This window comes from Micromonospora narathiwatensis (genome assembly GCF_900089605.1).
GTDB lineage: Bacteria > Actinomycetota > Actinomycetes > Mycobacteriales > Micromonosporaceae > Micromonospora > Micromonospora narathiwatensis.
This window is the reverse complement of the sequence record NZ_LT594324.1, coordinates 354,347-378,363: the sequence shown is the minus strand read 5'-3', so window position 1 is coordinate 378,363 and position 24,017 is coordinate 354,347. Positions and strand designations below refer to the sequence as shown.

General features: G+C 72.2%; 22 protein-coding genes. 10 read left to right on the top strand and 12 right to left on the bottom strand.

Going from position 1 to position 24,017, the window contains the following annotated elements; translation table 11 throughout:
* Positions 1-129: 129 nt before the first annotated feature.
* On the bottom strand, positions 130-1,119 hold the full coding sequence (selD, locus tag GA0070621_RS01665) for a selenide, water dikinase SelD (protein WP_091190957.1): 990 nt from the start codon (positions 1,117-1,119) through the stop codon (positions 130-132).
* 197 nt (positions 1,120-1,316) lie between these two features.
* Between selD and GA0070621_RS01660 the strand changes: the two genes are divergently transcribed.
* From GA0070621_RS01660 to GA0070621_RS01645, 4 genes are all read left to right on the top strand, one after another.
* The gene (locus GA0070621_RS01660; protein ID WP_091190954.1) at positions 1,317-2,072 is read left to right on the top strand and encodes an amino acid ABC transporter ATP-binding protein; all 756 of its coding nucleotides are present in this window, start codon (positions 1,317-1,319) and stop codon (positions 2,070-2,072) included.
* A gap of 56 nt (positions 2,073-2,128) precedes the next feature.
* Positions 2,129-2,995, top strand: coding sequence for a glutamate ABC transporter substrate-binding protein (locus GA0070621_RS01655; protein ID WP_091190949.1), 867 nt, complete (start codon positions 2,129-2,131; stop codon positions 2,993-2,995).
* A 78-nt stretch (positions 2,996-3,073) separates the two neighbouring features.
* Entirely contained in the window at positions 3,074-3,748 is a 675-nt protein-coding gene (locus GA0070621_RS01650; protein WP_091190946.1) for an amino acid ABC transporter permease, read from the top strand.
* Positions 3,748-4,635 carry an amino acid ABC transporter permease gene (locus GA0070621_RS01645; RefSeq protein WP_091190944.1) on the top strand — a complete coding sequence of 296 codons (888 nt, stop codon included), beginning with the start codon at positions 3,748-3,750 and terminating at the stop codon, positions 4,633-4,635. The genes GA0070621_RS01650 and GA0070621_RS01645 overlap by 1 nt, the downstream gene beginning before the upstream one ends.
* Positions 4,636-4,742: 107 nt before the next feature.
* Here GA0070621_RS01645 and rny read toward each other — a convergent pair whose 3' ends face one another.
* The 6 genes from rny to GA0070621_RS01615 all read right to left on the bottom strand — a co-directional run bounded on the left by rny (position 4,743) and on the right by GA0070621_RS01615 (position 11,850).
* Complete coding sequence (gene rny / locus GA0070621_RS01640) at positions 4,743-6,509, bottom strand: ribonuclease Y (RefSeq protein WP_091190941.1); 1,767 nt, start codon at positions 6,507-6,509, stop codon at positions 4,743-4,745.
* A gap of 695 nt (positions 6,510-7,204) precedes the next feature.
* Positions 7,205-7,894, bottom strand: coding sequence for a regulatory protein RecX (locus GA0070621_RS01635; protein WP_091190939.1), 690 nt, complete (start codon positions 7,892-7,894; stop codon positions 7,205-7,207).
* A gap of 8 nt (positions 7,895-7,902) precedes the next feature.
* Complete coding sequence (gene recA, locus GA0070621_RS01630; RefSeq protein ID WP_091190936.1) at positions 7,903-8,949, bottom strand: recombinase RecA; 1,047 nt, start codon at positions 8,947-8,949, stop codon at positions 7,903-7,905.
* Between the two features lie 185 nt (positions 8,950-9,134).
* Positions 9,135-9,335 carry a DUF3046 domain-containing protein gene (locus tag GA0070621_RS01625; protein ID WP_091190932.1) on the bottom strand — a complete coding sequence of 67 codons (201 nt, stop codon included), beginning with the start codon at positions 9,333-9,335 and terminating at the stop codon, positions 9,135-9,137.
* Between the two features lie 4 nt (positions 9,336-9,339).
* Positions 9,340-10,638: an MFS transporter gene (locus GA0070621_RS01620; RefSeq protein ID WP_091190929.1), complete on the bottom strand. Its 1,299-nt coding sequence runs from the start codon at positions 10,636-10,638 to the stop codon at positions 9,340-9,342.
* A 69-nt stretch (positions 10,639-10,707) separates the two neighbouring features.
* Positions 10,708-11,850, bottom strand: a complete 1,143-nt coding sequence (locus GA0070621_RS01615; protein WP_091190927.1) for an acyl-CoA dehydrogenase family protein — start codon at positions 11,848-11,850, stop codon at positions 10,708-10,710.
* Positions 11,851-12,018: 168 nt separating this feature from the next.
* Here GA0070621_RS01615 and GA0070621_RS01610 point away from each other — a divergent pair, with 168 nt between their 5' ends.
* Genes GA0070621_RS01610 through GA0070621_RS01595 form a run of 4 tightly spaced genes read left to right on the top strand, consistent with a single transcriptional unit; the run spans position 12,019 to position 16,072 of the window.
* Positions 12,019-13,155: an ABC transporter ATP-binding protein gene (locus GA0070621_RS01610; protein WP_091190924.1), complete on the top strand. Its 1,137-nt coding sequence runs from the start codon at positions 12,019-12,021 to the stop codon at positions 13,153-13,155.
* Positions 13,142-14,341: an ABC transporter substrate-binding protein gene (locus tag GA0070621_RS01605; protein ID WP_091190922.1), complete on the top strand. Its 1,200-nt coding sequence runs from the start codon at positions 13,142-13,144 to the stop codon at positions 14,339-14,341. The genes GA0070621_RS01610 and GA0070621_RS01605 overlap by 14 nt, the downstream gene beginning before the upstream one ends.
* 1 nt (position 14,342) lies before the next feature.
* Positions 14,343-15,263: an ABC transporter permease gene (locus GA0070621_RS01600; RefSeq protein ID WP_091190918.1), complete on the top strand. Its 921-nt coding sequence runs from the start codon at positions 14,343-14,345 to the stop codon at positions 15,261-15,263.
* Positions 15,260-16,072: an ABC transporter permease gene (locus tag GA0070621_RS01595; protein ID WP_091190914.1), complete on the top strand. Its 813-nt coding sequence runs from the start codon at positions 15,260-15,262 to the stop codon at positions 16,070-16,072. The genes GA0070621_RS01600 and GA0070621_RS01595 overlap by 4 nt, the downstream gene beginning before the upstream one ends.
* A 22-nt stretch (positions 16,073-16,094) precedes the next feature.
* Here GA0070621_RS01595 and GA0070621_RS01590 read toward each other — a convergent pair whose 3' ends face one another.
* Together GA0070621_RS01590 and GA0070621_RS01585 are read right to left on the bottom strand one after the other, a co-directional pair.
* Complete coding sequence (locus GA0070621_RS01590; RefSeq protein ID WP_091190911.1) at positions 16,095-16,793, bottom strand: UdgX family uracil-DNA binding protein; 699 nt, start codon at positions 16,791-16,793, stop codon at positions 16,095-16,097.
* A gap of 231 nt (positions 16,794-17,024) precedes the next feature.
* On the bottom strand, positions 17,025-18,365 hold the full coding sequence (locus GA0070621_RS01585; RefSeq protein WP_091190907.1) for an aminotransferase class I/II-fold pyridoxal phosphate-dependent enzyme: 1,341 nt from the start codon (positions 18,363-18,365) through the stop codon (positions 17,025-17,027).
* Between the two features lie 37 nt (positions 18,366-18,402).
* Here GA0070621_RS01585 and GA0070621_RS01580 point away from each other — a divergent pair, with 37 nt between their 5' ends.
* Both GA0070621_RS01580 and leuE read left to right on the top strand, forming a co-directional pair.
* Entirely contained in the window at positions 18,403-19,650 is a 1,248-nt protein-coding gene (locus tag GA0070621_RS01580; RefSeq protein WP_091190904.1) for a bifunctional pyridoxamine 5'-phosphate oxidase family protein/GNAT family N-acetyltransferase, read from the top strand.
* A complete protein-coding gene (leuE, locus tag GA0070621_RS01575; protein WP_091190902.1) occupies positions 19,647-20,315 on the top strand; it encodes a leucine efflux protein LeuE in 669 nt (222 codons plus the stop codon). Before GA0070621_RS01580 ends, leuE begins: the two co-directional genes overlap by 4 nt.
* A gap of 61 nt (positions 20,316-20,376) precedes the next feature.
* On the opposite strand, the gene GA0070621_RS01570 is transcribed toward leuE, so the two are convergent.
* The 3 genes from GA0070621_RS01570 to GA0070621_RS01560 form a co-directional block, all read right to left on the bottom strand.
* Entirely contained in the window at positions 20,377-21,303 is a 927-nt protein-coding gene (locus tag GA0070621_RS01570) for a sporulation protein (RefSeq protein ID WP_091190898.1), read from the bottom strand.
* Positions 21,304-21,450: 147 nt separating this feature from the next.
* On the bottom strand, positions 21,451-22,515 hold the full coding sequence (locus GA0070621_RS01565; protein ID WP_091190895.1) for a hemolysin family protein: 1,065 nt from the start codon (positions 22,513-22,515) through the stop codon (positions 21,451-21,453).
* Positions 22,512-23,867, bottom strand: coding sequence for a hemolysin family protein (locus tag GA0070621_RS01560; RefSeq protein ID WP_091190892.1), 1,356 nt, complete (start codon positions 23,865-23,867; stop codon positions 22,512-22,514). The genes GA0070621_RS01565 and GA0070621_RS01560 overlap by 4 nt, the downstream gene beginning before the upstream one ends.
* Positions 23,868-24,017 lie beyond the last annotated feature (150 nt).

Here is a 24,017-nt window from a genome sequence, read left to right as displayed (position 1 = left end):
CTCAGCCGGGGGCAAGTTACCGGTCTGTGACCATTCCGGGCAAAATTTCCTCCAGCGCCGTTGCTCGGAGTAGCGGGAAGATGACAGTTTATCGGGTATGGTGCCCCGCCGGTGGCAACGACATGAGGTTCAGCGGACCCGGATCAGGTACTCGCCGGCCGGCAGCAGCTCCCCGATCACCGTGCCGCCGGGCACCTCGCCCGCGACCAGCAGCCCGCCCGAGGTCTGCGCGTCGGCCAGCAGCAGCCGCTCCCCCTCGTCGAGACCACCGAAGTCGGTCCACGGGGTCACCCAGTCCAGGTTGCGGCGGGTGCCGCCGCTGACGTACCCGTCGCGCAACGCCGCCCGGGCCGCCGGCAGGTACGGCACCGCCGCCGCGTCGATCGCGACCGTGAGCCGGCTGGCCCGGGCCAGCTTCGAGGCGTGCCCGAGCAGCCCGAAGCCGGTCACGTCGGTGCCGCAGCGGACGCCCGCCGCCACCGCCGCCCGGGCCGCGTCCCGGTTGAGCCGGGCCATCGTGGCGACCGCCTCCGGAAACCGTTCCCCGGTCCGCTTGTGCCGGGTGTTCAGCACCCCCACCCCGAGCGGCTTGGTCAGCGACAGCGGCAGGCCGGCCCGGCCGGCGTCCAGGGTGATCAGCTCCTCCGGTCGGACGACCCCGGTGACGGCCAGGCCGTACTTCGGGCCGTCGTCGTCCACGCTGTGCCCGCCGGCCAGGTGGCAGCCGGCCTCCCGGGCCACGTCCTGACCACCGCGCAGCACCTCCCGGGCCAGCTCCAACGGGAGTACGTCCCGGGGCCAGCAGAGCAGGTTGAGCGCGACGAGCGGGGTGCCGCCCATGGCGTACACGTCGGACAGCGCGTTGGCGGCGGCGATCCGGCCCCAGTCGTACGCGTCGTCCACCACGGGGGTGAAGAAGTCGGCGGTGCTGACCAGGCCGGTGCGCTCGTCCAGCCGGACCACCGCGGCGTCGTCGCCGTGGTCCAACCCGACCAGCAGGTCCGCGACGCCGGTGGCCGGGCCGAGGCCGGCGACCATGGCCTCCAGTTCGCCCGGGGGAATCTTGCAGGCGCAACCGCCGCCGCGGGCGTAATCGGTCAGCCTGAGCGGCTCGGTCATCCCCACATGATCGCCCTGGGCTGCCTGCGCCGCCACTCGAACTGGCCGGTCAGTGACGGAATTCGGACTCCCCAGCACACTGGCAGCCGGTGTTACCGCTCCGTGACCATTCGAGTTGCATCCCGACACATCGCGCCGCCTACAGTTGCCCAACCGGGGACGACCGCCCCGGTTTCCGCCACGGACGACAAGGGACGGTGGACGACGTGACGACGGGCGAACCGCTCATCGTGCTGGACGGGGTCAACAAGTGGTTCGGCCCCCTGCACGTGCTGGACGACGTCTCGCTCTCCGTCGGCCGGGGCGAGGTGGTCGTGGTGATCGGTCCTTCGGGTTCCGGCAAGTCGACGCTCTGCCGGACGATCAACCGGCTGGAGCCCATCGACTCGGGCACCATCACCTTCGACGGCACCCCGCTGCCCGCGGAGGGCAGGGCGCTGGCGAAGCTGCGCAGCGAGGTCGGCATGGTCTTCCAGTCGTTCAACCTCTTCGCGCACAAGACCATTCTGGAGAACGTCACCCTCGGCCCGTTGAAGGTCCGCAAGGAGAAGCTGGCCTCCGCCCGCGAACGCGGCCTGGCCCTGCTCGACCGGGTCGGCATCGCCAACCAGGCGGACAAGTACCCGGCACAGCTCTCCGGCGGCCAGCAGCAGCGGGCGGCGATCGCCCGCGCGCTGGCCATGCAGCCCAAGGCGATGCTCTTCGACGAGCCGACCAGCGCGCTGGACCCGGAGATGGTCGGCGAGGTGCTGGACGTGATGACCTCGCTGGCCCGCGACGGCATGACGATGGTCGTGGTCACCCACGAGATGGGCTTCGCCCGGCACGCGGCGAACCGGGTGATCTTCATGGCGGACGGCAGGCTCGTCGAGGACGCCCCGCCGGCCGAGTTCTTCGCGAACCCGCGCAGCGAGCGGGCCAAGGACTTCCTGTCCAAGATCCTCACGCACTGAGCGTCCGTAGTGGAGTGCGCCGTCCCCCGGCGGCTCCGTCGAAGAAGGAGATGAGAATGCGTTACAAGCGCGTGGCGGCAGTCGCCGCAGCGGCCACCCTGGCGTTCGGCATGAGCGCCTGCGGCGGCGACGGGGACAGCGGCTCCGGCGGCAGCAGCGCCAAGGGCATCATCGGCAAGGCGCAGAACCAGAAGAAGCTGGTCATCGGCGTGAAGGCCGACCAGCCGGGCCTGGGCCTGCAGACGGGTAGCCAGTACGAGGGCTTCGACATCGAGATCGCCAAGATCGTGGCCAAGGGCCTCGGCGTCGACGCGAACAACATCGAGTGGAAGACCACCGTCTCCGCCAACCGTGAGCCCTTCATCCAGCAGGGCACCGTCGACCTGGTCGTGGCGACCTACACGATCAACGACGAGCGCAAGCAGAAGATCAACTTCGCCGGGCCGTACTACGTCGCCGGCCAGGATCTGCTGGTCAAGGCGGACTCCACCATCACCGGCCCGGAGGGGCTGGACGGGAAGAAGGTCTGCTCGGCGCAGGGTTCGACCCCGGCCAAGCGGATCCAGACCGACTACCCGAAGGCGTCGCTCCAGCAGTTCGACGCGTACTCGAAGTGCATCACGGCCCTTGAGGGCGGCCAGGTCGACGCGGTGAGCACCGACGACATCATCCTGGCCGGCTACGCCGCCCAGGACCAGTACGCCGGCAAGTTCAAGGTCGTCGGCAAGCCCTTCTCCACCGAGCCGTACGGCATCGGTCTGAAGAAGGACGACAAGGACGGCTGCGAGAAGATCAACGAGATCCTCAAGACGGCCGCCGGTGACGGCTCGTACAAGGCCGCCTGGGACGCCACCCTCGGCAAGAGCGGCACGGCCGCCCCTGAGCTGGACACCACCAAGCTGACCAACTGCGGCAGCGTCTGACAGGTTCCGGGGCCGGCATCCGTACGGATGCCGGCCCCGGCCTGCCGCGACGCCGACGACGTCCCCGGGAGTCGACGCATGCACGTATTCAGTGATCCGACCAACCTCGACGCGTACCTGTCGGGCTTTCTCTGGATCCTCAAGCTGACCGGCGCGTCGGCGGTTCTCGCGCTGGTGCTCGGCGTGCTGCTCGCCGCGTTCCGGGTCTCCCCGGTGCCGGTGCTGCGGTGGTTCGGCGCGGCGTGGGTGAACATCTTCCGCAACACACCGCTCACGCTGATCATCTTCTTCTGCTACTTCGGCCTCTACGCGACGCTGAGCATGAGCCTCGCCGACGACCTGAACCTGAACAACTTCTGGCTCGGCGTGGTCGGCCTGTCGGTCTACACCGCCGCGTTCGTCTGCGAGGCCGTCCGTTCCGGCATCAACACCGTTCCGGGCGGGCAGGCGGAGGCGGCCCGGGCGATCGGGCTGACCTTCTTCCAGACCCTGCGGATCGTGATCCTGCCGCAGGCCGGGCGGGCCGTGGTGGCCCCGCTGGGCAGCGTGCTCATCGCGCTGTGCAAGAACGCCACGATCGTCGGCACCATCGGCCTGATCGAAGCATCCAGCGTGATGAAGCAGCTGATCAACGACAACGGTGACGCGGTGATCCCGATCTTCCTGGTCTTCGCCGGCACCTTCGCCGCGATCCTCGTTCCCACCGGATACTTCTTCGGCTGGCTGGCCAACCGACTGGCGGTGAAGCGCTGATGAGCACCAGCACCGTTCTCTACGACCACCCGGGGCCACGGGCCCGCGTCCGCAACGTGGTGCTCAGCGTCGTCTTCGGCGTGGGCCTCGTCGCTCTGCTCTGGTGGGTCTACGCCAAGTTCGACCAGGCCGGCCAGTGGGAGGGCAGGCTCTGGACGCCGTTCACCGAGCCGGCCACCTGGACCCAGTTCATCCTGCCCGGTCTTCAGCAAACGCTGCTCGCCGCAGCCACCGGCATGGTGCTCTCGCTCGCCTTCGGCATCATCTTCGCCGTCGGCCGACTCTCCGACCACTGGTGGCTCCGGCTTCCGTCCGGCGTGGTGGTGGAGTTCTTCCGCGCCGTGCCGCTACTCTTGATGATCTTCTTCATCTTCTACGGCGTGCCGTTCCTCATCCAGGGGCCGGTCCCGGCGTTCTGGGCGGTCGTCGTCGGTCTCACCCTCTACAACGGGTCGGTGCTGGCCGAGGCGTTCCGCGCCGGCATCCGGGCCATCCCCGGCGGGCAGGCCGAGGCGGCATACGCGGTGGGTATGCGCAAGAACCAGGTCATGCGGCTGATCCTGGTGCCACAGGCCGCCCGGGCCATGCTGCCGGTGATCGTCAGCCAACTCGTGGTGCTGCTCAAGGACACCGCGCTCGGCTACATCGTGGCCTTCCCCGAACTGCTCCAACGCGGTGTGAACGACCTCGCGGCCAACCACGGCAACGTGGTCGCCGCCGCCATCGTGGTGGCCGCCATCTACATCGTGCTCAACTCGCTGCTCACCGCGCTGGCGGGCTGGCTGGACCGGCGTAGCCGTCGGCGGGCGTTCCGGGTCGTGAAGCAGACCGCCGCGCCGGGCTCGACCCCGGCCGATGGAGCCGCCGTCGTCGAGCCACAGGGCTGAAATCGGACCCTCCGACGACGCCGTGCCACCATCCCGGTGGCACGGCGTCAGTCGTTTCCGTCCGCGTTCCCGACGCGACTCGAACGCGGCGCCGGCCGGGACGCGGGTCAGCGGGCGATCTCGGTCACCCGGGACTCGCGGACCACTGTCACCCGGATCTGGCCCGGGTAGGTCAGCTCCTCCTCGATCTGCTTGGCCACGTCCCGCGCGAGGACTGCCGCGCCGATGTCGTCGACGTCCTCCGGCTTGACCATGACCCGGATCTCCCGGCCGGCCTGCATGGCGAAGACCTTCTCCACACCGAGCTTGCCGGCCGCGATCTCCTCGATCCGCTCCAGCCGCTTGACGTACGCCTCCAGGCTCTCCCGCCGGGCCCCCGGCCGACCGCCGGAGCAGGCGTCCGAGGCCTGGGTGAGGACCGCCTCGATGGTCTGCGGCGGCACCTCGTTGTGGTGCGCCTCGATGGCGTGCACCACGTCCTCGCTCTCGCCGTACTTGCGGGCCAGGTCGGCGCCGATGATGGCGTGGCTCCCCTCCACCTCGTGGGTGAGCGCCTTGCCGATGTCGTGCAGGAACGCGCTGCGCTTGATCGTCGGCACGTCCAGCCGCAGCTCGGCGGCCATGATCCCGGCGATGTGGGCGGTCTCCACCAGGTGCTTGAGCACGTTCTGCCCGTACGACGTCCGGTAGCGCAGCCGACCGAGCAGGGTGACCAGCTCCGGGTGGATCTCGGTGATGCCGACCTCGACCAGGGCGTCCTCGGCGGCCCGGTGGCAAAGCTCCTCGACCTCGTGCCGGGCCAGGTCGTAGACCTCCTCGATCCGGTGCGGGTGGATCCGGCCGTCCAGCACCAGCTTCTCCAGGGTGAGCCGGCCGACCTCCCGGCGTACCGGGTCGAAGCAGGAGAGCAGCACCGCCTCGGGGGTGTCGTCGATGATCAGGTTGACCCCGGTGACCGACTCGAAGGCCCGGATGTTGCGCCCCTCCCGGCCAATGATCCGCCCCTTCATCTCGTCACCCGGCAGGTGCAGGACGCTCACCACGCTCTCCGCGGTCTGCTCGCTGGCGACCCGCTGGATGGCGTCGACGACGATGTGCCGGGCCCGCTGCTCGGCGGTGCTGCGCGCGTCGGACTCGATGTCCCGGACCAGCAGGGCGGCCTCCCGCTTGGCCTGGCTCTCGATCGACTCGACCAGCTCGACCCGAGCCGCCTCGGCCGTCAGGCCGGCCACCCGTTCCAGCTCCCGGCGGCGCTGCTGCTCGGCCCGCGCGAGGTCCTGTTCCCGTTCGACCAGGGCGGTCTCCCGAGCGGCCAGGGCGGCGCTGGCTGCGGTGAGCTGCCGTTCCCGCTCGGCTAGCCGCTCGACCTCCTCGGTGTGCAGCCGCTCTCGCTCGTCCATCCGGGCGGCCCGCCGCTCGACCTCGGCGGCCTGCTCGCGGGTGGTCGCGGCGAGCACCGCCACCTCCCGCTCACCGCTACGCCGGGCCGTGGCGCGGAGCTGCTCGGCGTCCGCCTCGGCCTGCTTGTGCGCCCGCTCCAGCACGGTGTCGGCCTCGGTTCGGGCGTCGTCGAGAACCCGCCGGGCCTCGGCACGGGCGGCCTTCGCCTCCGCCTTCGCGGCAGCCGCCTCCGTACGGGCCGCCGCGGCGGCCGACTTCGCCACGTCGATCGTGCTGTTCGCCTCGTCGGCGGCGCTGCGCAGCGCCGCCAGCGACTGCTCCTGCCGGTCCTTCTCGGCGATGAAGGCCGGGTCCTCGGGGGCGGGCGCGAGGCTGAACCGGCGCAGGATGCGAACTCCGGCCAGGACGGCGCCGACCACCACGACGGCGAGGATCAGCACCACCGCGAGGATGACGACGTCAAACGCGCTCATGCGGCCGCTCCGAGCGGATGGCCGGATCGCCAGGGGCCGGTGGTCCGGAGCCCGGGCCCGTCGGCATGGCTGGGCGGCGACGCGCGACCGGCGACGTGTGGAAGAGCGCCGGTGATCCTGTACCGCCCCGCCATGGCCGCCTCCCCTGAACGACGCGCCGCAGGCGGGTGTGCCAACAGGCACGTACCTGCGGCTCTGAACGCCCGACCGGAGCGACTGGCCGTGGGTAGCTTTCCGTCGGCGGTGCCCAACGTGGGGCATCGCCGGCGGCCGGTTGCAGTTGTCGGTCGGTTCCGGACCTTCGTTCCGGAACCGCCGTCAAAGGCCGGTGAAGCTGGCCCAAAGTGATGCTGTTCTGTTACGCGTTCTATGTTGTGCGCTTAGCCTGCGCTGGTCGGGCAATGTGAGCCTGTATGGCGAGGCTAGGTCTCCGAGGGCCGTTCGGTCAAGAACTCATGATCAAACCACCCGGACGGAGAGAAGTCGCGAGACTACGCTGCGCCGAGCAAATGCCGGACACAGGCGGACAAACCTCTCGGCTGCCCGACCGACCCGGTCACCTTTCCGACCTGCTCAGACCCCTCGCCGCGACATGCGCAGGGCTCGGGACGGCACCGTCGGGAAAAGTGTGACCCGACGCAACCGGAGCGCCACACTTTCCGGAAGATCGCGCGTACGCGACCGGGTCGGCCGGGTCAGCGGGCGTCCCGGTCGAGTTCGTGCTCGGCGTCGGCGAGCGCGTCGGCGTCGATGTGCTCGGCGAACTCGGCCGCCTCCGCGCTCTGCGCGGCCAGGGCGTCCTTCACCGCCCGGATCGCCACGCCCGGCGGATAGCCCTTGCGGGCCAGCATGCCGACGAGACGGCGGAACACCGCGTCGGGCTCGCCCCGGGCGGTCCGCAGCTTCCGCTCCACCAGGGCACGGGCCGTCTCCGCCTCGGTCTCCTCGTCGAGCTCGCCGAGGGCCTCGCTGGCCACCTCGCCGTCGACGCCGCGCTGGCGCAACTCGTTGGCGAGCGCCCGCCGGGACAGCCCGCGACCGGAGTGCCGGCTACTGACCCAGGCCCGGGCGAAGGCGGCGTCGTCGACGATGCCGACCTCGTCGTACCGGTCGAGGACCTGGGCGGCGACCTCCTCGGAGATGCCCCGCCGGGCGAGCGCACCGGCCAACTCCGCCCGGGTACGCGGCCGGACGGAGAGCTGCCGCAGGCAGATCTCCCGGGCCAGCTCGGCCTCGTCCCGGGGCGGGGTCGGGGCGGCCTCGGGGTCGGTCTCCGCGCCGCGCCCACGGCGCCCCGGACGGGGGCGCGGCGGGGTGGTGGCGTCACCCGTGCGGGGCGGACTGGCGTCCCAGCCCCGCCCCGTACGGGCGCGTCGTCCTGCCACGGGTCAGGTCAGAAGTCGACCGGCGGCAGCTCCGGGCCACCGGCGGCGTCGCCCACGCCGACCCCGACGCCGAGCTTCTCCAGGATCTTCTTCTCGATCTCGGCGGCCACGTCCGGGTTCTCCCGGAGGAACTCGCGGGCCTTCTCCTTGCCCTGGCCGAGCTGGTCGCCGTCGTAGGTGTACCAGGCGCCGGACTTGCGGATGATCGCCTGCTCCACGCCGACGTCGATCAGCGAGCCCTCGCGGGAGATGCCCTTGCCGTACATGATGTCGAACTCGGCCTGCTTGAACGGCGCGGCGACCTTGTTCTTCACGACCTTGACCCGGGTGCGGTTACCGACCACCTCGGTGCCGTCCTTGAGGCTCTCGATGCGGCGCACGTCGAGCCGGACCGAGGCGTAGAACTTCAGCGCCCGACCACCCGTCGTCGTCTCGGGCGAGCCGAACATGACGCCGATCTTCTCGCGGAGCTGGTTGATGAAGATCGCCGTGGTGCCGGTGTTGTTGAGCACACCGGTGATCTTGCGGAGCGCCTGGCTCATCAGCCGGGCCTGGAGACCCACGTGGCTGTCGCCCATCTCGCCCTCGATCTCGGCGCGCGGCACCAGGGCGGCGACCGAGTCGATCACGATGATGTCGAGCGCGCCCGAGCGGACCAGCATGTCGGCGATCTCCAGCGCCTGCTCGCCGGTGTCCGGCTGGGAGACCAGCAGGGCGTCGGTGTCGACGCCGAGGGCCTTCGCGTACTCCGGGTCGAGCGCGTGCTCGGCGTCGATGAAGGCGGCGATGCCACCTGCCCGCTGGGCGTTGGCCACCGCGTGCAGGGCGACCGTGGTCTTACCGCTGGACTCCGGGCCGTAGATCTCGATGACCCGGCCGCGGGGCAGACCGCCCACGCCGAGCGCGACGTCGAGCGCGATCGAGCTGGTCGGGATCACGGCGGTCTGGATGACCGGCCGCTCCCCGAGTCGCATCACCGAACCCTTGCCGAACTGCTTGTCGATCTGAGCGAGAGCAAGGTCGAGTGCCTTCTCCCGGTCCTGCCCTGCCGCCATCGTTGCCACCCCTGCCTTCGCCGGCGTCTTACCTGAGCTTCGCGTCACGCGGGACACGCTAGGCGCTAGGTCCGACAGAAAACCAGCCGACGGGCCGCGAGCTGTGGACGAGCACCCCGCTGTGGACAATAGCCGAACAGGTGTACGACTCGGCAAGCGACACGCGGAACCGGGAAAAATGCTGCTCAGCGTAGCCGCGCGGGCACCCGGTCGGGATACGCGGCGACCACCGCCCGCCACACCACGTGCGTCTCCTCGCCCGCCGCGAGGGCCTGTTCGATGGTCCGCCCGCCGAGCTGGGACAGCACCTGGTCGCTGGCGATACTGGCCGCGTAACCCGGCCCGAACGCCTCCTCCAGCCGGGTCCAGAAATCGGTCAGCCGCACGCGATCAATCCTCCTCGTCGGGCGCCGTCGGCGCCGGACGCAACGCTAACGCCACCAGGGGCACCACCGCGACGGCCGCCAGCAGGGTGAGCGTCGGATAACCGGCCACCCGCATGACAAACCCGCTGAGCGCCGCGGCACCGGCGCCGGCCAGCCCCATGATCAGGTCGGAGAGCCCCTGCACCGTCGGCCGGACGGCGGTCGGCACCGACTCCGACAGCAGCGTGGAACCGGCCACCATCGTGCCCGACCAGCCCAGCCCCAGCAGCGTCAGACCCACCGAGAGCCCCGGCGTGTGATGTCCGGCGGTGCCGGCGATCGCGCAGGCGGCCAGCAGCACCCCGATCCCACCGAGGATCACCGGCCGCCGGCCGAGCCGGTCGGTGAGCCAGCCCACCACCGGGGCGAGCGCGTACATGCCGGCGATGTGCAGACTCAGCACGACACCGACCACCCGCAGCACGTCGGCGTCGTGGTGGAACTCGCCGAGGCGTACCGGGGTCATCGACATCACCGCGACCATGACCAGGTGGCCGACCGCCACCGCGGCGATGCCGAGCCGGGCGGCGGGGCGCTCGCGTACCACCTGCCAGGCCCCGCGCATCCCCGGGCCGCGCGGCGCGGGGGCCTCGGCCGGGGCCGCGACCGGCTCGGCCGCCGCCAGCCGGCGGGCGGTGAGCAACGGGTCCGGCCGCAGCAGGATCAGCAGTACGACCGAGGCCAGCACGAACGCGGCGGCGCTGAAGGCGAACGGGCCGGCCAGCGGAGGCAGCCCCCAGCCGCCGGTGGTGTGGTCGGCGAGCGCGGCGAAGTTCGGGGCGGCCACCGCGCCGATGGTGGTGGCCCAGACGATCAGCGAGAGCTGGCGCCCCCGCCGGGCCGGTTCGGCCAGGTCCACCGCCGTGTAGCGGGCCTGGAGATTCGCCGCGCTGCCGCCACCGAAGAGCAGCATGCCGAGGAAAAGCAACGGCACCTGACGGGTGACCGCGGCGAGCACCACAAGCACACCCCCGGCCGCCCCGACCAGGTACGCCACCACCAGGCCCGGCCGACGGCCGTGCCCGGTCATGATCCGGGTGACCGGGACGGCGAGCAACGCCCCACCGACCACGGCGGCGCTCTGCGCCAGACCGGCCACGGCGGTGCCGGCGATCCGGGCGGCGAGCAGCGCGCCCACGGCGACGCCGATGGTGACGCCGATCCCGCCGATGATCTGGGTGACGAAGAGCAGCCGCAGCGTCCGGCGCTGGATCGGGGCGACCTCGGGCCGGGTCAGCGCCGGGGCGGTCAGGTCGGTGGCCATGCGTGCTGCTCCTCGGTAAGGGGTGACCCATCCTCCCGCACCCGACCGGGCCGCCGGCACGCGGTTCTGCTACAGGCCGAGCCCGCGGCCGATGATCTCCTTCATGATCTCGGTGGTGCCGCCGTAGATGGTCTGCACCCGGCCGTCCAGCCAGGCCCGCGCCACCGGGTACTCCAGCATGAAGCCGTAGCCGCCGTGCAGCTGGAGGCAACGGTCGGCGACCCGGTTCTGGAGTTCGGTGGTCCACCACTTGGCCTTCGCCGCGTCGGTCACCGAGAGCCGGCCGGCGTTGAACTCGGCGACGCAGTGGTTGACGAAGGTCCGCGCGATGGTGACCTCGGTGTCCAGCTCGGCCAGGAGGAAGCGGTTGTGCTGGAACGACCCGATCGGCCGACCGAACGCCTCCCGGGAGCGGACGTGGTCGAGGGTCAGGGCCAGCAGCCGCTCCGCCGCCGCCACCGCCACGACGGCGATGCCCAGCCGCTCCCGGGGCAGGTTGGCCATCAGGTGGTAGAACCCGTGGTTCTCGGTGCCGATCAGGTTCTCCGCCGGCACCCGGCAGTCGTCGAAGAACAGCTCGGCGGTGTCGTTGGCCTTCAGGCCGACCTTGGCCAGCCGCCTGCCGCGGCTGAATCCGGGGGTGCCGGTCTCCACCGCGATCAGGCTCACCCCGTGCGCGCCCCGGTCCGGCGCCGTCTTGGCGACCACCACCACGAGGTCGGCCAGTTCCCCGTTGGTGATGAACGTCTTCTGCCCGTTGAGGACGTACGAGTCGCCGTCGCGGACCGCGCCGGTACGGATCCCCGCCAGGTCGGAGCCGGCCCCCGGCTCGCTCATCGCGATGGCGGTGACCAGGTCGCCGGAACAGAAGCCCGGCAGCCAGCGCTTGCGCTGGTCGCCGGTGGTCAGCTCGGTGAGGTACGGGGCCACCACGTCGTTGTGCAGGCCGAACCCGAGACCGGAGCAGCCCGCCGCGACGATCTCCTCGTCGAGCACCGCGTTGAACCGGAAGTCGCGCTGCCCGCCGCCGCCGTACGCCTCGTCGACGTCCATGCCCAGCAGCCCGGCCGCGCCGGCCCCGCGCCACACCGCCCGGTCGACGATCCCGTCGGCCTCCCAGCGCTCGTGGTGCGGCACCGCCTCCCGGGCCAGGAACGCGCGGCACAGGTCGCGGAACTCTTCGTGCACCGGATCGTAGAGATGCTGCTCCATGCCGACGAGTGTGCCCGCCCGGCCGCTGGGCGGGAAGGGGCCGGCGGCCGAGGGAACCAGTCGCAAGGGTCTTGACGACGCTATCCGTCGCAGCTTTATTCTCACGAAACGATTTCCGTGGACCTTGGTCCGCTGGTGCGACGCTAACCGTAGGACTGAGGAGCGCCCATGTCTGCTGGGCCCGCTACCCCCGCGCTCGCCCTTCGCGGCCTGCGCAAGTCGTTCGGCCCGGTGGAGGCGGTGGCCGGCGTCGATCTGGAGATCGCCGACGGCGAGTTCTTCGCCATGCTCGGGCCGTCCGGCTCGGGAAAGACGACCGTGCTGCGCATGATCGCCGGGTTCGAGCCGCCGACCGCCGGCACGGTCCTGCTCGGCGGGCGCGACGTCACCCGGCTCGCCCCGTTCGAGCGGGACGTCAACACCGTCTTCCAGGACTACGCGCTGTTCCCGCACCTGACCGTGCGGCAGAACGTCGAGTACGGCCTGCGGGTACGCAAGGTGGGCCGCGCCGAACGCCGCGAGCGCGCGGACGAGGCGCTGCGCGACGTACGCCTCGACGGCCTGGGCGACCGCCGGCCGGCGGCGCTCTCCGGCGGGCAGCGCCAGCGGGTCGCCCTCGCCCGCGCCCTGGTCATCCGGCCGAAGGTGCTCCTGCTCGACGAGCCGCTCGGCGCGCTGGACCTGAAGCTGCGTGAGCAGATGCAGGTCGAGTTGAAGGCGCTCCAGCGGGAGGTGGGCATCACCTTCGTGTTCGTCACCCACGACCAGGAGGAGGCGCTCACCATGAGCGACCGGGTGGCGGTCTTCGACAACGGACGGATCGCTCAGGTGGGCACCCCCGCCGAGGTCTACGAGCGGCCCGCCACCCCGTTCGTCGCCGGCTTCGTCGGCACGTCCAACCTGCTCAGCGGCGACGCGGCGCGGGCACTGCTCGGCCGGGACGGCACCTTCTCGATCCGGCCGGAGAAGATCCGCCTCGTGGGCCCGCCGACGGCTCCGGATCGTGGCGCGGCGTCAGAAACGCCCGAGCCGGAGTTGTCGCCCGCGAGCGCGGCGGAGACCTCGGCCACCGGTCGGATCGCCGAGGTCGTCTACGCCGGGCCGACCACCCGGTTCGTCGTCGACCTCGACGCCGGTGCCCGGCTGGTCGTGACGCAGCAGAACCTCACCACCTCCTCGGCCGACGTGGCGGCGCTGCGCGGCGCCCCGGTCCGCCTCGCCTGGCGCACCGAGCACGCCGTACCCGTACCCGACCCCGTGGTGCCGACCCCCCGTGACAAGGAGAGCGCACATGCGTACCGGTAGAACTCTGACCGCGCTCGCCGCGGTCGGCCTGCTCGCCCTGACCGGCTGCGGCGACGGCGGCACGAACGCCGGCGGTTCTGGCCCGGGCGGCATCAAGCCACCCAAAATCGACGAACTCGCGTCACTCGGTGCCGGCGAGGGGCAGGTCAACATCGTCGCCTGGGCCGGATACGTCGAGGACGGCTCCACCGACCCGAAGGTGGACTGGGTCACCGACTTCGTGAAGCAGACGGGCTGCAAGGTCAACGTCAAGGTCGCCGGCACCTCCGACGAGATGGTGACCCTGATGAAGACCGGCGAGTACGACGTGGTCTCCGCCTCGGGGGACGCGTCGCTGCGGCTGATCTACGGCGGGGACGTCGCGCCGGTCAACACCGACCTGGTCACCAACTACCAGGACGTCTTCGACGGGCTCAAGCTCAAGCAGTGGAACTCGGTGGACGGGGTGGCCTACGGCATCCCGCACGGGCGCGGCGCCAACCTGCTGATGTACCGCACCGACGCGGTCAAGCCGGCCCCGACGTCGTGGGGTGCGGTGTTCGACGCCAACTCGCCGTACCGGGGGAAGATCACCGCGTACGACTCGCCGATCTACCTCGCCGACGCGGCGCTCTACCTGATGAAGCACCAGCCGGAGCTGGGCATCAAGAACCCGTACGCGCTGGACGACAAGCAGTTCGACGCGGCCGTGGCCCTGCTGAAGAAGCAGAACGAGACGATCGGCGAGTACTGGTCGGACTACACCAAGGAGGTGCAGGCCTTCAAGACGGGCGACTCGGTGCTGGGCACCACCTGGCAGGTGATCGCCAACCTGGCCCAGGCGGACAAGGCCCCGGTCGAGGCGATCCTGCCCGAGGAGGGGGCGACCGGGTGGTCCGACACCTGGATGATCTCGGCGAAGTCGAAGCACCCCAACTGCGCGTACCGCTGGATGGACCACATCATCTCGCCGAAGGCCAACGCCGCGGTGGCGGAGTGGTTCGGTGAGGCGCCGGCCAACCGGCTGGCCTGCGCGCAGACGGCCGACAAGAAGCACTGCGCGACCTTCCACGCCGAGGACGAGGCGTACTTCGAGAAGGTCTGGTTCTGGAGCACCCCGGTGGCCCAGTGCCTGGACGGGCGCACGGACGTGACCTGCAAGGACTACGCGGCCTGGACCCAGGCCTGGACCACCGTCAAGGGCTGAGGTGGCCACCTCCACGCTCGACCGGCCCACGGGCGCCGCCCCGGCGGAGGTCGCCCGCGGGCCGGTCCGCCGGCTCTCCGCCTGGCTGCACCGGCACGCCGGGGTACGCCTCGCCGCGCTGCTCGTCGCCCCGCTGTTCTGGCTCGTCGTGGCCTACCTGGGTGCGCTGGCCGTGCTGTTCGTCTCGGCACTGTGGACCGTCAACGGCTTCACCGGTGAGGTCGTCCGGCAGCCGACCCTGGCCAACTTCCGCACGATCCTCAGCGACGAGGTGTATCGGACGGTCGCGCTGCGCAGTGTGGGCGTGGCCGCGGCGGTGACCGTGATCGACACGCTCATCGCCCTGCCGATGGCCTTCTACATGGCGAAGGTGGCCCGGCCCCGGCACCGGCGCTGGCTGGTGGTCGCCATCCTCACCCCGCTCTGGGCCAGCTACCTGGTCAAGGCGTACGCCTGGCGGGTGCTGCTGGCCAACGGCGGGCCGGTGGACTGGCTGTTCGGCGGGCCGGGCCACGGCCCCGGGTACGGGCTGACCGCGACCGTGCTGGTGCTGGCCTACCTGTGGTTGCCCTACCTGATCCTGCCCGTCTACGCGGGCCTGGAGCGCCTGCCCGACTCGCTGCTGGAGGCGTCGGCGGACCTCGGGGCCCGGGCCGGCCGAACGTTCCGCAAGGTGGTGCTGCCGGTCATCGTCCCGTCGGTGATCGCCGGTTCGATCTTCACCTTCTCGCTCTCCCTGGGCGACTACATCACCGTCCAGATCGTCGGCGGCAAGACGCAGCTCATGGGCAACCTCGTCTACGCCAACATCGGGGCGGCGAACAACCTGCCGTTCGCGGCCGCGCTGGCCACCATCCCGGTTCTGATCATGGTCGTCTACCTGGTCGCCGTACGGCGGTCCGGGGCTCTGGAGGAGTTGTGACGCTCTCCCGGTCGGCGCGCTGGCTGCTGCGCGGCGCGATGGCGCTCGGCCTGGCCTTCATCTACCTGCCGCTGGCCGTCGTGCTGGTCAACTCGTTCAACGCCGACCGCACCTTCGCCTGGCCGCCGCCGCGCTGGACCACCGAGTGGTGGGCGCGCGCGTGGGACAACGCCGGTGCGCGGGAGGCGCTGTGGACGTCGGTCAAGGCGGGGCTGGGCGCCACGGTCATCGCGCTGGTGCTCGGCTCGCTGGTCGCCTTCGCCGTGCAGCGCCACCGGTTCTTCGGCCGGGGGACGGTGTCGCTGCTGGTGGTGCTGCCGATCGCGCTGCCCGGCATCGTCACCGGCATCGCGCTGGACAGCGCGTTCCGCTCGGTGCTGGCGCCGCTCGGCGTCGGCAAGGGGCTCTTCTCGGTGATCGTCGGGCACGCGACGTTCTGTGTCGTGGTGGTCTACAACAACGTGCTGGCCCGGCTGCGCCGGCTCGGCGGCAACCTCCAGGAGGCGTCGGCCGACCTGGGCGCCGACGGGTTGCAGACCTTCCGGTGGGTCACCTTCCCGGTGCTCCGCTCGGCGCTGCTGGCCGGTGCGCTGCTGGCGTTCGGGCTCTCCTTCGACGAGATCATCGTCACCACGTTCACGGCCGGGCCGGGCGTGCAGACGCTCCCGATCTGGATCTTCAGCAACCTGTTCCGGCCGAACCAGGCACCGGTCATCAACGTGGTGGCGGCCGTGCTGATCGTCGCCTCGGTGGTGCCCATCTACCTCGCTCAGCGGATCTCGGACACGGCCACCGGCGGTCGCCTCTGAGGCCGTACGGTCGCGGGGCGAGCTACCGCAGGGCGCGGGCGGCCACCTTCAGGTCGGCGACGAGGCCGTCGTACGCGACGTCCTGGTTGTCGGCGCGCAGCACCGCGGACGGGTGGATGGTGGCCAGCAGTCGGGCTGCGGGGGCGTCGGCCACCTTGCCGGTGTTGTCCACCGGCACCCGGATGAAGTCCTCGGGGCGCTGGGCGGCCGCGGGCCAGGGCAGCAGTTCCCCGCGCTGCCTCGTCACCCGGAACGTCGGGCCGAGCAGGGCCTTGGCGGCGGTGGCTCCGAGCACCACCACGACCTCCGGGCGGAGCCGGGCGAACTCGGCGACCAGCCAGGGCCGGCATGCGGTGATGTGCACCCGGTCCGGCGTCTGGTGGATCCGCCGCTTCCCGCGCAGCTCGAAGCGGAAGTGCTTGACCGCGTTGGTGAGATAGATGTGGCCGGGTTCGATGCCGGCGTCGTCCACCGCCCGGCGCAGCACCCGGCCGGCCGGGCCGACGAAGGGCAACCCCTTCTGGTCCTCCATGTCGCCGGGCTGCTCGCCGACGAAGACCACCCGGGCGCTCTCGTCGCCTCGACCGAAGACGGTCTGCGAGGCGTCCCGGTAGAGCTCGCAGCCCCGGCAGCCGGTCGCGGCGGCGCGTAGCTGGTCGATGGTGTCCGCCTGCGGCGGGATGAACTCCTGGGCGCCGGGCGCGCTCTCGGTCTCGGCCATGCCGACTTTATATACCGGTTTCGTCAGCGCCGCCCGGTCCGGGGTGGGTCCCGGCTCAGTAGCCGCCACCGCCACCACCGTGCCGCGAGGCCAGCACGATGCCGATGATCACCAGAATGATCACCACCGCCACGGCGATCCAGAGTCCCGTCCTGGATCTGTTCGAAGCCATGGTCGTCCACCTCCCGGCCCCCGGGTACCCGGCCGGGGTCGGACCATGCCGCGGCCCGCTCAGGCGGTGTAGGCGGCGGGTGCCACGGGACGGACGGCCCGGGTCACCGCGTCGGCGAACGACGCCAGGTCGGCCTCGTCGAGGGAGCTGACGGTGACGCGCACGCCAGGGTCGGCGGCGATCCGGTTCAGCGCGCCGGGGGCGACCGACCAGCCGGCGTCGCGCAGCGCGGTGACCACCACCGTCTCGTCCGGCACGGGCACCCAGACGTTGATCCCGGTCCGGCCGTGGGCGGTCAGCCCTCGGGCGGCCAGCGCGTCGACCAGTCCGGAACGCCGCCGCTCGTAGCTCTCGGCCGCCCGGCGTACCAGATCAGCGGTGGCCGGGTCACGCCAGAGCGCCAGGACCAGGCGCTGCAACACCGTGGAGACCCAGCCGGCGCCGACCCGGGCGCGGCCGGCCACCCGGGCCACGGTGGCCTCGTCGCCGGCGAGCACGGCGAGGCGCAGGTCCGGGCCGTACGGCTTGCTCACCGACCGGACGAAGGCCCAGTTCGGAGTCGCCCCGGCCAGCGGGTGCAGGGGTACGCGGGCCAGCTCGGCGGCGTGGTCGTCCTCGATCAGCAGCAGGTCGGGCCGGCCGGCGAGCAGCGTACGCAGCTCCTCGGCCCGGCCGGCGGAGACGGCGGCGCCGGTCGGGTTCTGGGCGCGGCTGGTGACGACCAGCGCGCGGGCCCCGGCGGCGAGGGCGGCCCGGACGCCCGGCGCGGTGGGGCCGTCGTCGTCGACCGGCACCCCGACGGCGCGCAGCCCGAGCGCGGCGACCAGGTCGAGCAGGTTGGCCCAGCCGGGGTCCTCGACCGCGACCGGGTCGCCGGGCCGCAGGTGGGCGGCGAGCAGGCGCTCGATGCCGTCCAGCGCGCCCCCGGTGACGGTGATCTCGCCGGCCGGCACGCCGTCGGCGGCGAGCCGCTGCCGCGCCGCGTCGGCCAGTTCGGGCAGGACGGCGGTGGCCGCGTACCCGCCGGGCGGGCCGACCTCGGCGGCGAGCGCGGCCAGGTGCGGGCCGAGCGGCGGCAGCAGCCGGCTGTCGGGCTGCCCGCCGGAGAGGTCGCGGGCGCCGGGCAGCGGGGGCGGCATCAGCCCGGCGCGGCGGGTGGCCACCGGGGGGCGCGGCCGGACCCGGGTGCCGTGCCGGCCGGCGGTGACGACCAGGCCGCGCTGGCGCAGTTCCTGGTACGCCCTGGCCACGGTGGCCGGGCTGACGGCCAGCTCGGTGGCGAGGGCGCGGACGGCCGGCAGCGTGTCGCCGGGGGCGAGGGCGCCGGTGCGGATGCCGGTTTCCACGCTGGCCGAAATGGCGGCCGAGGACGAGCCGACGATCTGATAATGTGCTGCCACAGTTCGGAGATTGTACTAGAACAAAGGTGACCGCCGCATGTACCCCCGGACCGAACGGACCACCGCCACCCGGATGCGCGACCGGATGAGCTACGACGAGACCGCCGCGCACGCCGCCATCGACGAGGCGTACCACTGCGCGCTGTCGTTCGTCGCCGACGGTGAGCCGCGCGTGCTGCCCACCCTGCACGTCCGCGTCGGCGACACCCTCTACCTGCACGGCTCCACCGGCAGCCGGCCGCTGCTCGCCGCCCGCGGCGGGGACGGGCTGCCGGTCTGCGTCGCGGTGACCCACCTCGACGGCCTGGTCCTCGCCCGGTCCCAGTTCAACCACAGCGCCAACTACCGGTCGGTGATCGTGCACGGCACCGCCCGCCTGGTCACCGACGAGCGGGAGAAGCGCGACGTGCTCACCGCGCTGGTGGAGAAGGTGGCCGCCGGACGCAGCACCGACAGCCGGCCGCCGACCCGCCGGGAACTGGCCGAGACGGCCGTGCTGGCGCTGCCGCTGCGCGAGGTGTCGGTCCGGAGCCGCGCCAGGGGGGTGGGCGACGAGCCCGACGACCATGACCTGCCGTACTGGGCCGGAGTGGTGCCGCTGCGGCTCACCGCCGGGGCGCCGGAACCGGACGCCGGGGTGGTCGTACCGGTGCCGGCGTACCTGCGACCGGTCCGGTCGCCCTGGCTGGAGCCGGTGGCGTTGCGGGGCGAGCACGTCGTGCTGGAGCCGCTCGACGAGTCCCACGCCGAGGAGCTGTACGCCGCCCTGGACGACCCGGAGGTGTGGCGGTACGTCGGCAGCCCCCGACCCGCCACCGTGGACGAGACGGCCGGCCAGATCCGGGCCGCGCTGGACGCGAACCTGCGCGGCGTCCGGACGCCCTGGGTGCAACGCTGCGCGGTCACCGGCGCGGTGGTCGGCACCACGTCCTACTACCAGCCGGACGAGGATCTGCGGACCCTGGAGATCGGCTTCACCCAGCTCGGCCGGCCGTGGTGGCGTACCGGGATCAACACCGAGGCGAAGCTGCTGCTGCTCACCCGGGCCTTCGAGGAGCTGGACGCGATCCGGGTGACCTGGCAGACCAGCACGCTCAACGAGCGCTCGCAGCGGGCCATCGAGCGGCTCGGCGCCACCCGGGAGGGGACGCTGCGGTCCAACCGGCGGCGGGCCGACGGCTCCTGGCGGGACTCCGCGTTCTACTCGATGCTCGCCGCCGAGTGGCCCAACGCACAACTCCGGCTGCGGGAAAGGCTTCGCCCGACGGCACCCTTGGCGTCATGATGTCCGGCGTGCTGGGCATCACCGACATCTGGACGTACGTGCTGGGGACCGTGGCGATCGTGCTGCTGCCCGGGCCGAACTCACTCTTCGTGCTCTCCACCGCCGCCAAGCGCGGCGTACGGACGGGCTACCGGGCCGCCGGCGGCGTGTTCGTCGGCGACTCCGTGCTGATGTTCCTCTCCGCCGCCGGGGTGGCATCGGTGCTCAAGGCGTACCCGCCGCTCTTTCTGGTGATCAAGTACGCCGGCGCCGCGTACCTCGGCTACGTGGGGTTGACCATGTTGCGTGGCGCCTGGCGGCGCTGGCGCGACCGCAACGACCCGGCGACGCCGCGCCTGATCGACGCGGCGGAGCCGGCCGCGCTGCACAGCCCCTTCCGGAAGGCGCTGGTGATCAGCCTGCTCAACCCGAAGGCGATCCTCTTCTTCATCTCGTTCTTCATTCAGTTCGTCGACCCCGGGTACGCCTGGCCGGCGCTCTCGTTCGTGCTGCTCGGGTTGATCGCCCAGGTGACCAGCGCGCTCTACCTCACCGCGCTCATCTTCACGGGCACCTTCCTGGCCGCCCAGTTCCACCGCCGGCGGCGGCTGGCCGCCGGCGCCACGACCGGGATCGGGATGCTCTTCCTCGGCTTCAGCCTCAAGCTCGCCACCGCCTCGGTCTGAGGAGGGGCCCCTGACCGCCTGCGGGAGGGGCCCCGGTCGCCGGGAACCGGCGGTGCCGTGGTCAGATGCCGCCGCCGTTTCCGCTGCTGACGCCGCCGGTGCCGCCGGCCGTGCCGCCGAGGCCGTAGCCGGGCGCGACGGGCTCGTCCGGCCGGCGGCTGACGTGCGCGGACTCCCGGATCGTGGCGGACCAGTCGGCGTGCGCGGCGGCCGCCGCGTGCCGGTTGATCGCGTGCCGCAGCCAGCCGTCCACGGTGGCGACCCAGTCCCGCTGCTCGGCCCCGGCGTGCCAGACCCGGAACCTGCTGATGCTCTGGTGGGTGACCCCGGCCAGGGAGAGCCGGCGGTCCAGCCAGAGCAGCACCTCCAGGCCCGCCGCGTTGGTCACGAAGATCACCTCCAGCTCGGTGATCGGACCGGCGTAGAGCGGCGCCGCCCAGTAGCCGAGCCGCTCGTGGAACGGCAGCTTCTGCTCCACCCCGGGCAGGGCGCCCTGTTGCAGGCCCGCCTGCCGCATGACGAAGCCGAGGGTGTCCAGCGCGGCGAGCACGTGTTGCTGGGCGGGGAGCGGGTGGACGAAGACCGGCACCATCGCGCCCTGGTCCAGATCGGGGTCCACCGACACCTCGGTACGCAGCCCGGTGCGCAGGCTCATCAGCGGCACCCCGCCGAAGATCGTCACCGGGGTCTCCCAGGGCAACAGGAAGACGAAGTCGACCGCCCGTCGCCGCCCGGCCGGCACCACGAACCGGCCGGCGATCGGCACCTGGTGGTACTGCACCAGCCGGCGGGGCGAGTCGGGATCCGCCGGCTCCATCTGGGCGACCAGCCCGAGCCGGACGTACCGGACGGGCACGTCCTCACCCGCGGCGGTGAGGGTCACCCGGCCGGGTAGCCGCAGGCCCGGTCGGGTGCTGGGGTTGGGCAGGGTGGTGCTCACCGAGAGCCCGGTCCGGACGGACTCCGGCGACACCCCGGTCAGCCGCATCTCGCGCCCTCCCCGTCCTGGTTGCCGTGCGCGGCGCTTTCCCGGCCAGCGCCCGGACACGCCTCCGGCGTCCGTGCCGGATGCCGGCGCGGCCGCCGGGCCCGAGGGACCCGGCGGCCGGATGGAAAGAGACGGAAGGGACGAGCGTCAGCGCATCCGACGACCCCTGGGCACCGGGTCGGTCTCGTCGTCGAACTCGCCGATGACCTCCTCCAGCAGGTCCTCCAGCGCCACGAAGCCGATCGGCCGGGTCGGGCCGCCACCGTTGCGGACCAGCGCCAGCTGGGCCTGCCGGCCGCGCATCGCCGCCACCGCCTCGGTGACCGAGGCCCCGGCGGGCAGGACGAACGCCGGGGTCATCAGCTCGCCGGCGGTCGCCGCCCGGCCGTTGGTGACCGCGCGGACCGCCTCCCGTACGTGGACCAGGCCGCAGACCTCGCCAGCGGCGTCGACGACGGCCAGCCGGGAACGACCGCTGTCCCGGGACACGTGCTCGATCCGCTCGGCGTCGTCCTCCCGCCGGACCGTGACGATCCGGTCGAACGGCTCCATCACCTGCGCCACGGTGGTGCCCTGCAACTCCAGCATGCTGGTCAGCATCTGGTGCTGCTCGGCGCCGAGCAGCCCGTGCTCGCGGGACTGTTCCAGCAGGATGCGCAGCTCGTCCGGGCCGTGCACCTGGGCGAGCTGGTCCTGCTGGCGTACGCCGACCAGCCGCAGGACCGCGTTGGCCAGGGCGTTCAGCGCGGAAAGCACCGGACGGGCGACCCGGGCGAAGGCCCGGAACGGCAGCGCCAGCAGCATCGCCGAGCGCTCCGCGTCGGTGATCGCCCAGGACTTCGGGGCCATCTCGCCGACCACCAGGTGCAGGAAGGTCACCAGGGCCAGGGCGAACAGCAGCCCCACCGCGTGGCTCGCCGCCGCCGGCAGCCCGACCGCGTGCAGCAGCGGGCTGAGCAGGTGCTCGATCGCCGGTTCGGCCAGGGCGCCCAGCCCCAGCGTGCACAGCGTGATGCCGAGCTGCGCCCCGGCCAGCATCAGGGACAGCTCGCGGACGCCGTCCAGCGCCGCGCGGGCCGCCCGGCCGCCACCGGCAGCGAGCTGTTCCAGGCGGTACCGCTTGGCCGCCACCAGGGCGAACTCGGCCGCCACGAAGAAACCGTTGAGCGCCAGCAGCACGATCGAGAAGAACAGCGCGAAACCGGGCGTCATGCCGCCTCCTCCCCGCGTTCGGCGGCGGCCATCCGGAGCCGGACGGAGTCGGCCACGTGCCGGTCCACGGCCAGCACCTCGACCAGCGCGCGGGGCTCGACGTCGGACTCGTCGCCGTCGACGCCGAGACTGATCTCCAGCCGGTCACCCACCTCGGGCACCCGGCCCAGCTCCCGCATGACCAGCCCGGAGAGGGTGTCGTACTCGGGCGCCTCGGGCAGCGCGATGCCGGTGCTGTCGGCGACCTCGTCGATCCGCCAGCGGGCGGGCACCACCCAGGACCCGTCCTCCTGCCGGGCCGGGGCCCGCTCGGGCGGGTCGTCCTCGTCGCGGATCGGCCCGACCAGTTCCTCGGCGATGTCCTCCAGCGTGATCACGCCGGCGAAGCCGCCGTACTCGTCGACCACGCAGGCGAGCTGCCGATGCCCGACCCGGAGCCGGTCCAGCACCGTCGGCAACGGCAGCGTCTCCGGCACCAGCAGCGGGGGTACGGCCACCGTCGCGACCGGGGTGGTGGCCCGCGCCGCGGGCGGCACCCCGAGCACGTCGGCGATGCCGACCACGCCGACCAGGTCGTCGACGCCCTCGGCACCCCGGACGGGGAACCGGGAGTGGCCGGTGTCGAGCAGCTCGACGACCCGACTGACCGGCTCGTCGGCCCGTACGGTGTGCACGTCGACCCGGGGGACCATGGCCTCCCCGGCGGTCAGCTCGCGGAAGTCGAGGCCCCGGTCGAGCAGCTCGGACATCGCCGCGTCGAGGTGCCCCTCCTCCCGGGACTCGGCGATGATCTGTTCCAGGTCCTCCGGGGTGGCGCCGCTGGGCAGCTCCTCGATCGGCTCGATGCCGACCCGGCGCAGCAACCGGATGGCGGCCCGGTCGAAGAGGGTGATCACCGGTCCGGCGATCCGCAGGTAGATGAGGGTGGATCGGGCCAGCGCCCGCGCCAGGGGTACGGCGCGGGCGATGGCCAGGTTCTTCGGGGCCAGCTCGCCCAGGACCATCTGCACCACGGTGGCGATGATCAGGGCGAGGGCCACCGACAGCGGCAGCGCGACGCCGGTGGAGACCCCGGCGACGCCGAGCAGGTCGGCCAGCCCCGCGCCCAGGTACGGCTCGGCGGCGTAACCGACCAGCAGCGCGGTCACGGTGATGCCGAGTTGGGCGCCGGAGAGCATGAACGAGAGCCGGCCGGTCACCTCCAGGGCCCGGGCGGCGGCCCGGTCGCCACCGTCGGCGAGCTGCTTGAGCTTGCCCCGGTCCACGGCGACGTAACCGAACTCCTGGGCCACGAAGTAACCGGTGGCGGCGGTGAGCACGATGATGAGAACGAGACCGACGAGGATCAGCACGGGAGGTTCAGGGCTCCCGGGTTCGTCGGGGCGAGGGGTTGCCGGGCCGGACCCGGCTGGCTACTGCTGCCCTCCTGGGCAGAAGAGTCGATCATGCGGGTCATTCTATCGGCGTTGGCTGGACGTCCGCTGAAGGTGCCGGGAAGCCTC

What these genes read in the sequence shown, in the direction of transcription:
- selD (WP_091190957.1), bottom strand. Translation starts at nt 1,119, where the DNA reads ATGACCGAGCCGCTCAGGCTGACCGATTACGCCCGCGGCGGCGGTTGC.
- GA0070621_RS01655 (WP_091190949.1), top strand. Translation starts at nt 2,129, where the DNA reads ATGCGTTACAAGCGCGTGGCGGCAGTCGCCGCAGCGGCCACCCTGGCG.
- GA0070621_RS01650 (WP_091190946.1), top strand. Translation starts at nt 3,074, where the DNA reads ATGCACGTATTCAGTGATCCGACCAACCTCGACGCGTACCTGTCGGGC.
- GA0070621_RS01645 (WP_091190944.1), top strand. Translation starts at nt 3,748, where the DNA reads ATGAGCACCAGCACCGTTCTCTACGACCACCCGGGGCCACGGGCCCGC.
- rny (WP_091190941.1), bottom strand. Translation starts at nt 6,509, where the DNA reads ATGAGCGCGTTTGACGTCGTCATCCTCGCGGTGGTGCTGATCCTCGCC.
- recA (WP_091190936.1), bottom strand. Translation starts at nt 8,949, where the DNA reads ATGGCGGCAGGGCAGGACCGGGAGAAGGCACTCGACCTTGCTCTCGCT.
- GA0070621_RS01620 (WP_091190929.1), bottom strand. Translation starts at nt 10,638, where the DNA reads ATGGCCACCGACCTGACCGCCCCGGCGCTGACCCGGCCCGAGGTCGCC.
- GA0070621_RS01615 (WP_091190927.1), bottom strand. Translation starts at nt 11,850, where the DNA reads ATGGAGCAGCATCTCTACGATCCGGTGCACGAAGAGTTCCGCGACCTG.
- GA0070621_RS01610 (WP_091190924.1), top strand. Translation starts at nt 12,019, where the DNA reads ATGTCTGCTGGGCCCGCTACCCCCGCGCTCGCCCTTCGCGGCCTGCGC.
- GA0070621_RS01605 (WP_091190922.1), top strand. Translation starts at nt 13,142, where the DNA reads ATGCGTACCGGTAGAACTCTGACCGCGCTCGCCGCGGTCGGCCTGCTC.
- GA0070621_RS01590 (WP_091190911.1), bottom strand. Translation starts at nt 16,793, where the DNA reads ATGGCCGAGACCGAGAGCGCGCCCGGCGCCCAGGAGTTCATCCCGCCG.
- GA0070621_RS01580 (WP_091190904.1), top strand. Translation starts at nt 18,403, where the DNA reads ATGTACCCCCGGACCGAACGGACCACCGCCACCCGGATGCGCGACCGG.
- leuE (WP_091190902.1), top strand. Translation starts at nt 19,647, where the DNA reads ATGATGTCCGGCGTGCTGGGCATCACCGACATCTGGACGTACGTGCTG.
- GA0070621_RS01570 (WP_091190898.1), bottom strand. Translation starts at nt 21,303, where the DNA reads ATGCGGCTGACCGGGGTGTCGCCGGAGTCCGTCCGGACCGGGCTCTCG.
- GA0070621_RS01565 (WP_091190895.1), bottom strand. Translation starts at nt 22,515, where the DNA reads ATGACGCCCGGTTTCGCGCTGTTCTTCTCGATCGTGCTGCTGGCGCTC.